This window comes from Thermohalobacter berrensis (assembly GCF_003609645.1).
Lineage (GTDB): Bacteria > Bacillota > Clostridia > Tissierellales > Thermohalobacteraceae > Thermohalobacter > Thermohalobacter berrensis.
In genome coordinates this window covers 26,789-34,013 of the sequence record NZ_MCIB01000017.1, presented here as the reverse complement: position 1 = coordinate 34,013, position 7,225 = coordinate 26,789, and the positions used below count along the sequence as shown (strand labels likewise).

The following is a 7,225-nucleotide window of genomic DNA, read 5'->3' as shown; positions in this document are numbered from 1 at the left end:
TATCTTATATCATTTTTCTAATAAAGATAAATATCAACAAAATATGACAAAAATATTAACTAGAATATGATAATATAAACTTAAAAATATAAAATGATTTTAAATAGGAGGTGGAAAATTTACCAACCGATTTATAATATATATTTAATATAATTGTTGAAATTTCAATATATAGAGTATATTTGAATTTACTTTTAATAAATTTAGTAATTAGCTTGGTAAAAAAATATAGAAAAGCTCTAATTTCTGAGATTTCCATAGGATAAAGAGCTTATATAATTGTGTATTTTTCAGTGGTAGAACCGTAACATAAGATGTATTCAAGATTGATAAAAAAGAATATTAAAGAAGATGAAAAGAATGTTTAAAAGGACAATAAAAAATTATCTGGCAGAACTGAATCCAAAACTATACAAAGAACTAATGAAAACAGGGGAGATAACCAAGTTTATAGAGAATCTGAACAGTTGGGCAAAAGAAGTGATGATAGACATAGAAGAAAAAATGATAAAGGAAAATCCCGGGTATCACAACTACCTAAAGAATCTACAACACAATCAAATGATACATCAAACGGCAAAAGAGATAGTAAGGAAGATGTTAGAGGAAGAAATAATGAAAAAAGAACCGGAGGAAGTTAAATAATAATTCTAAAAAAGGAAAGAAGTTATAGAAAAATTTTTGCTTCTTTCCTTTTTTAGTTATGACATGTATTGAAAAATGTATAAATATACAAAATATGCAAATTAAAATTTTATCACTTTATCATAGTAAACTACTAAAGTTTTTGCTTTCTTTTTGAAAATAATTACTTAATATGGTAGAATATTTATAAAATATTAAGATATTTTAAAATATTTTGAAATTCAACCGATAGTGAATTAAATGTACAAGGGGGAGTTAAAGTGAAAACAGTATTTATTGATGGAGAGAGCTTAACGTTAGAAGATTTGATTCAAGTTGCAAGGGGTAAAGTAAAAGTGCAATTAACAGATGAAGCAGTAGAAAAAGTAAAAAAATCTAGAGCAGTAGTAGATGAATTTGTTAATAAAGAAAAAGTAGTGTATGGAATTACTACAGGCTTTGGTAAATTTAGTGATGTAGTTATTTCTAAAGAAGAGACAAAACACCTACAGAGAAATTTAATAGTAAGCCATTCTTGTGGAGTAGGAAAACCATTTCCTGAAGATGTTGTAAGGGCTATTATGGTACTTAGGGCAAATGCCCTTGCAAAGGGATTCTCTGGAGTAAGACTAGAAACATTAAATACCTTAATCGAAATGTTAAACAAACAAGTACACCCTATTATTCCAGAAAAGGGTTCCTTAGGTGCAAGCGGAGACTTGGCTCCTTTATCACATATGGTTCTTGTAATGATTGGAGAGGGAAAAGCATATTATAAAGAAGAAGTACTAGATGGAAAAGAGGCTATGAAAAGGGCAGGAATTCCAACAATAGAGTTGACATCTAAAGAAGGGCTTGCACTTATTAATGGAACTCAAGTTATGACAGCTGCAGGTGCATTAACAGCTTATGATGCTATAAATCTTACCAAATTATCAGATATAGCTGCTGCATTAACATTAGAAGCTTTAAATGGAATAACTGATGCTTATGATTCAAGGGTTCATAAGGTAAGGCCTCATACAGGACAGATTAACTGTGCTAAAAATATATTAAGATTAACAGAAGGAAGTAAACTTACTACAAGACAAGGGGAAATAAGAGTACAGGATGCTTATACCTTAAGATGTGTACCACAAATACATGGTGCAAGTAAGGATGCTATCCAATATGTTATTGACAAGATAAATATTGAAATAAATTCAGCTACTGATAACCCATTAATTTTTAGTGAAGATAAGGATGCTATTTCTGGAGGTAACTTCCATGGTCAACCTATGGCATTAGCCTTTGACTTTTTAGGAATAGCATTGGCAGAACTGGCTAACTCATCAGAAAGAAGAATAGAACGTCTTGTAAACCCACAGTTAAGCGGATTACCGGCATTTTTAACAGAAAAGGGTGGCCTAAACTCAGGTTTTATGATAACACAATATTCGGCAGCATCATTAGTGTCAGAAAATAAAGTATTAGCCCATCCTGCTAGTGTTGATTCTATTCCTTCTTCAGCAAATCAAGAGGACCATGTAAGTATGGGAACAATAGCTGCAAGAAAAGCAAAGGAAATACTATATAACACTAGTAGGGTTTTAGCTATTGAACTAATGGCTGCAGCACAGGCTGTTGATTTCAAAAATCCTGATGAACTAGGTAAAGGGACAAAGATAGCTTATAAAAAGGTTAGAGAGGTAGTTAAGAAGCTAGAAGAAGATAGAATTATGTACACTGATATAAATAAAATTGCAGAATTAATTGATGGAAATGTCATTGTTGAGGCAATTGAGGATAAAATAGGAAGATTAAAGTAACTTTACAAAAGGGAAAAAGTATAGTAAAATATTAAAAAATCTTAATACAACTTAATAATTATACAAAGGAGGCTAATTAATGAATCCAGTTGTTATATCTGTTTTGGTTATGACTGTTTTATGTCTTTTGAAATTAAATGTTATTATTGCTTTAATTGTAGCTGCTATTGTTGGTGGACTGTTAGCAGGTATGCCAGTAGGTGAAATAATGGGTGTTTTAGTAGATGGTATGGGAGGAAATGCTGAAACAGCTTTAAGTTACATTCTATTAGGTGCATTAGCAGCTGCAGTAAGTAAAACAGGGGTTGCAAGTATTCTGGCTAGAAAGATAGCTGATACTATTAAAGGTAAAGGTATGGTCTTAATATTAATCATAGCAGTTGTAAGTAGTTTTTCACAAAACCTTATACCAGTTCATATAGCTTTTATACCAATACTTATACCTCCTTTACTTGGAGTTATGAATAAACTTAACATTGATAGAAGGGCTGTTGCTTGTGCCCTTACATTTGGTCTTAAGGCACCTTATGTTGCATTACCAGTAGGGTTTGGTCTTATTTTCCATAATATAATTAGAGACCAAATGACAGCTAACGGTATGGAGATTGCTACTAATATGGTTTGGAAGGCCATGTGGCTACCTGGTCTTGGAATGGTTTTAGGATTACTTATTGCAGTATTTATAACCTATAAAAAGCCTAGGATATATAAAAGTGTTAATATTGCAAGTTCAGAAACAGCAGCTACTATAGAAGGGGAAAAGGCTCAGAAGATGAATAAAACTCATTATGTAGCTTTAATCGGTGCTGTTGCAGCTTTAGTTATACAATTAATAACTGACTCTTTACCACTTGGAGCTATAGTAGGTTTAACTATTATGCTGCTTTTTGGAGCAATTAAATGGAAAGATATAGATGATTTAATGTCAGACGGTGTATCAATGATGGGATTTATAGCATTTGTAATGTTAGTGGCATCAGGCTACGGAGCAGTTATTAGAGAAACTGGAGGAGTAGAAACCTTAGTTGAGGCAGCATCAGGAATGATGGCAGGTAGTAAGTTTATTGCAGCTACTGTAATGATACTACTTGGTCTTATTATAACTATGGGAATAGGAACATCCTTTGGTACTATTCCAATTATAGCGGCAATATATGTACCTTTAGCTTCAGCGTTAGGCTTTAGTACAATGGCTACCATAGTATTAATTGGTACTGCTGCTGCTTTAGGAGATGCTGGTTCCCCAGCTTCAGACAGTACATTGGGACCAACGGCAGGATTAAATGCTGATGGACAGCATGACCATATTTGGGATACATGTGTACCTACTTTCCTACACTTTAATATACCATTAGTTATATTTGGTATCATAGGAGCTATGATATTTTAGTAGTAAAAAAATCGGGGATTTAAATCCCCGATTTTTTTACTACTTTATTTTATAATTTATATAAATATGTTATTATATTTCTTAAAGAAATTATTTAATTAGGTTATACTAAACTTAGGAATATAAAAAAGAAGGTGGTATGAAATGAAGGATCCTAAAAATACAAGAGTAGTTGTTGGAATGTCAGGTGGAGTAGATTCTTCGGTAGCAGCATTATTCCTTAAAAAACAGGGATATGATGTTGTAGGCATATTTATGAAAAATTGGGATGAAGAAGATGAATCTGGTGTTTGTACTGCTGAAGAGGACTATGCAGATGTAAGAAGAGTATGTGACCAGATAGGAATTCCATATTATACAGTTAATTTTGAAAAGGAATACTGGGATAGAGTATTTACCTATTTTCTAGATGAATATAAAAGGGGTCGTACACCTAATCCAGACGTATTATGTAATAAAGAAATAAAATTTAAAGCCTTTTTAGATTATGCCCTAAAAGTGGGAGCAGACTACTTAGCTACAGGTCATTATGCACAAGTAGATTTTGTAGATGGAAAGTACCGTCTTATAAGGGGCGCAGATCCAAATAAAGACCAAACATATTTTTTATGCAATCTTAATCAACAGGCATTATCAAAGGCTATGTTTCCAATTGGACATTTAACAAAAGAAGAGGTAAGGGAGATAGCAAAAGAAGAAGGACTTAAAACAGCTACGAAAAAAGATAGTACAGGTATATGTTTTATTGGAGAGAAAAATTTTAAAAATTTCCTTAGTAATTATCTTCCTGCTCAGCCAGGAAAGATAAAGTCATATGAAACAGGAGAAGTATTAGGAAAACACGATGGTCTAATGTATTATACAATAGGTCAGAGAAAAGGCTTAGGAATTGGTGGAAGAGGTACAGGTGAACCATGGTATGTAGTAGGAAAAGATGTTAAAAAGAACATATTATATGTTGCTCAAGGAAATAAAAATCCAGCATTATTTTCAGAAGGATTAATAGCAACAGATCTTCACTGGATAAGTGGGGAGGCTCCAGGAACTTCATTTACATGTACAGCAAAGTTTAGATATAGACAACCAGACCAAAAGGTTAAAGTTGAAATGAAAGATGATAATACATGTAAAGTAATATTTGAAGAAAGACAAAGGGCAATTGCACCAGGACAGTTTGTAGTTTTTTATGATGGAGAAGTTTGTTTAGGTGGAGGAGTAATTGATAAGGCAATACATAGGTTATAAAAGGTGATGGTTTAAGCCATCACTTTTTTATTTAGGTAACCTATCTGAATATACATACTTTATACCAATTTATTTAAAGGAAAATGGAATTAAATGGAGAAATTATAAATAACATATAAAGAACTAAAGAAGAATAAGAGTTACATTATAAAATTACAGTAATTATAGGAGGTTTTATAATATGAAAGAGCTACAAGCAGTAATTTTTGATATGGATGGTGTAATAATTGATAGTGAACCAATATATTTTGACATCGAGAGAAAACTATTTAAAAAATTAAATATAGAAATTTCTAAGAAAGAACATCATTCCTTTGTTGGAATGACAATGGAAGGAATGTGGGAAAAAATTATTAGCCAATATAATCTAGAACATAAGATAGACGAATTAATTAAACTTCATGAAGATTCTATATTTCATTATATGACTAATGCTCAAAATTTACCTATGGTTTTACATGTAAAAGAGTTAATTAAGTTATTAAGTAAGGAAAAAGTTAAAATTGCAGTAGCTTCTTCTTCACCTAAAAAATTGATAGAAATTATATTAGAGAAATTAAACATAACGGAATTTTTTGATTATATTGTAAGTGGAGAAGAAGTAGAAAATGGAAAACCAAACCCAGATATATTTTTACATACAGCAGAAAAGTTGAATGTAAATCCTAAAAAATGTGTTGTAGTAGAAGATTCAAGGAATGGAGTAAGTGCAGCTAAATCTGCAGATATGAAATGTATTGGGTTTAAAAATATAAATTCAGGTAATCAAGACCTTTCACAGGCTGATTTAATAGTAGATTCTATAGGTGACATTAATATAGAGATATTAGAAGATTTAGTAAAGGAATAATTTAAATATAAAATAAAGGAGTAAAAAGTATAAAATGGCGACTAAAATTCTTTTACTATTTACAGTTTTGCTTATTTTTATAACCATAAATAAAACAATTATAGATTATATCAAAGGAAAGCTTAGGGCTTATGAAATTATTGTAGAAATACCTAGAAGCTTAAATAGTAACATAATCTTAGGTATCCTTAGTATAGGCTTATCACTAATACTTTTTACGCTTATTCAAAGGGATATTAAGGATGTAAGGTATCTATATGAGAAAAGGTATATAACAAATATATTACAATTTTTTGATGAGAAATACTTAGACAGTTTAAGAAGCTATTTTTCTAATAATAAACTAATAAAAGATACTTTTAAGCTTAATTTAGCTTTATCTTGTTTTTATAAACTATTAGGTGGATTGGCTACATCCTTATCAGGACTAGTTAATTTTTATACTGGAATAAAAAAAGGACAAATCTGTGAAAGCGGTATATATACAAATAAGGGGAACTATAAATGGGATAAAATAGTTGGGTATAAATGGGGAGAGTATTATGAAAGAAAATTACTAAATAAAAAAAGAGTTTATTATGATTTGATTATTATTCTTAAGAATAGTAAATTTATAGCTTGGTTTACCAAAGAGCCTACTAAGCAGATTACAATAAGAATAGAATCTGATGACAAAGAGATATTAGATAAATATATAAGAGAGAATAAAAAATTGAAATGTTTAAATGAAGGTGAGAACAAAAATGCCATTTGAAAATATAAAACAACCAGAAATTATTTGTATAAACAAAAAATTAAGATTAAGAAGAACAAAAGAGGAAGATTGGAAGAAAGCCTTAAATTGGTATCAAAATCCCAAAGTTTTGTACTATTCAGAAGGGGTTACTACAAAGGTTTATAGCATGGAAGTTATTAAAAGAATGTATAAACACTTAAGTAATATAGGTGAATTATATTTTATTGAGGTCTTCGAGAATGAAGATTGGAAAGCTATTGGAGATGTTACTCTATCTGAAAAAAATATGCCTATAGTTATTGGAGAAGAAAGATATTGGGGTAAAGGAATTGGAAAAAAGGTAATTAGTAAATTAATAAATAGGGCTAAAGATATAAAGCTTAAGAAGATATATATACCAAGTATATATAAATATAATGAGAGGTCTAGGAATTTATTTGAGTCATTAGGGTTTGTTAAGGTAGCAGGAAATGAAAAAGAAGATTCTTATGAGTTGAGATTATAATAAAAAAGTTTCAGAAAATTGCGGATTTTAGTAACACTATTGAAAAATATATCATAATATCATAATA

The 7,225-nt window shown here is 30.3% G+C and carries 7 protein-coding genes; all 7 read left to right on the top strand.

What is annotated here, in order from left to right; all coding sequences use genetic code 11:
- Positions 1 to 351: 351 nt before the first annotated feature.
- The 7 genes from BET03_RS14060 to BET03_RS08475 all read left to right on the top strand — a co-directional run bounded on the left by BET03_RS14060 (position 352) and on the right by BET03_RS08475 (position 7,158).
- Complete coding sequence (locus BET03_RS14060) at positions 352 to 645, top strand: TnpV protein (protein WP_423246976.1); 294 nt, start codon at positions 352 to 354, stop codon at positions 643 to 645.
- 260 nt (positions 646 to 905) lie between these two features.
- Positions 906 to 2,432, top strand: a complete 1,527-nt coding sequence (gene hutH, locus BET03_RS08500; RefSeq protein ID WP_120169317.1) for a histidine ammonia-lyase — start codon at positions 906 to 908, stop codon at positions 2,430 to 2,432.
- Positions 2,433 to 2,511: 79 nt separating this feature from the next.
- Positions 2,512 to 3,822 (top strand): Na+/H+ antiporter family protein, encoded by a 1,311-nt coding sequence (locus BET03_RS08495; protein ID WP_120169315.1) that lies wholly within the window; start codon positions 2,512 to 2,514, stop codon positions 3,820 to 3,822.
- A gap of 144 nt (positions 3,823 to 3,966) precedes the next feature.
- Positions 3,967 to 5,067, top strand: a complete 1,101-nt coding sequence (mnmA, locus tag BET03_RS08490) for a tRNA 2-thiouridine(34) synthase MnmA (protein WP_120169313.1) — start codon at positions 3,967 to 3,969, stop codon at positions 5,065 to 5,067.
- Positions 5,068 to 5,248: 181 nt separating this feature from the next.
- Positions 5,249 to 5,917: an HAD family hydrolase gene (locus BET03_RS08485; RefSeq protein WP_120169311.1), complete on the top strand. Its 669-nt coding sequence runs from the start codon at positions 5,249 to 5,251 to the stop codon at positions 5,915 to 5,917.
- Between the two features lie 34 nt (positions 5,918 to 5,951).
- Positions 5,952 to 6,671 (top strand): hypothetical protein, encoded by a 720-nt coding sequence (locus BET03_RS08480; protein WP_120169309.1) that lies wholly within the window; start codon positions 5,952 to 5,954, stop codon positions 6,669 to 6,671.
- A complete protein-coding gene (locus BET03_RS08475) occupies positions 6,643 to 7,158 on the top strand; it encodes a GNAT family N-acetyltransferase (RefSeq protein ID WP_243096897.1) in 516 nt (171 codons plus the stop codon). Before BET03_RS08480 ends, BET03_RS08475 begins: the two co-directional genes overlap by 29 nt.
- Positions 7,159 to 7,225: the final 67 nt, after the last annotated feature.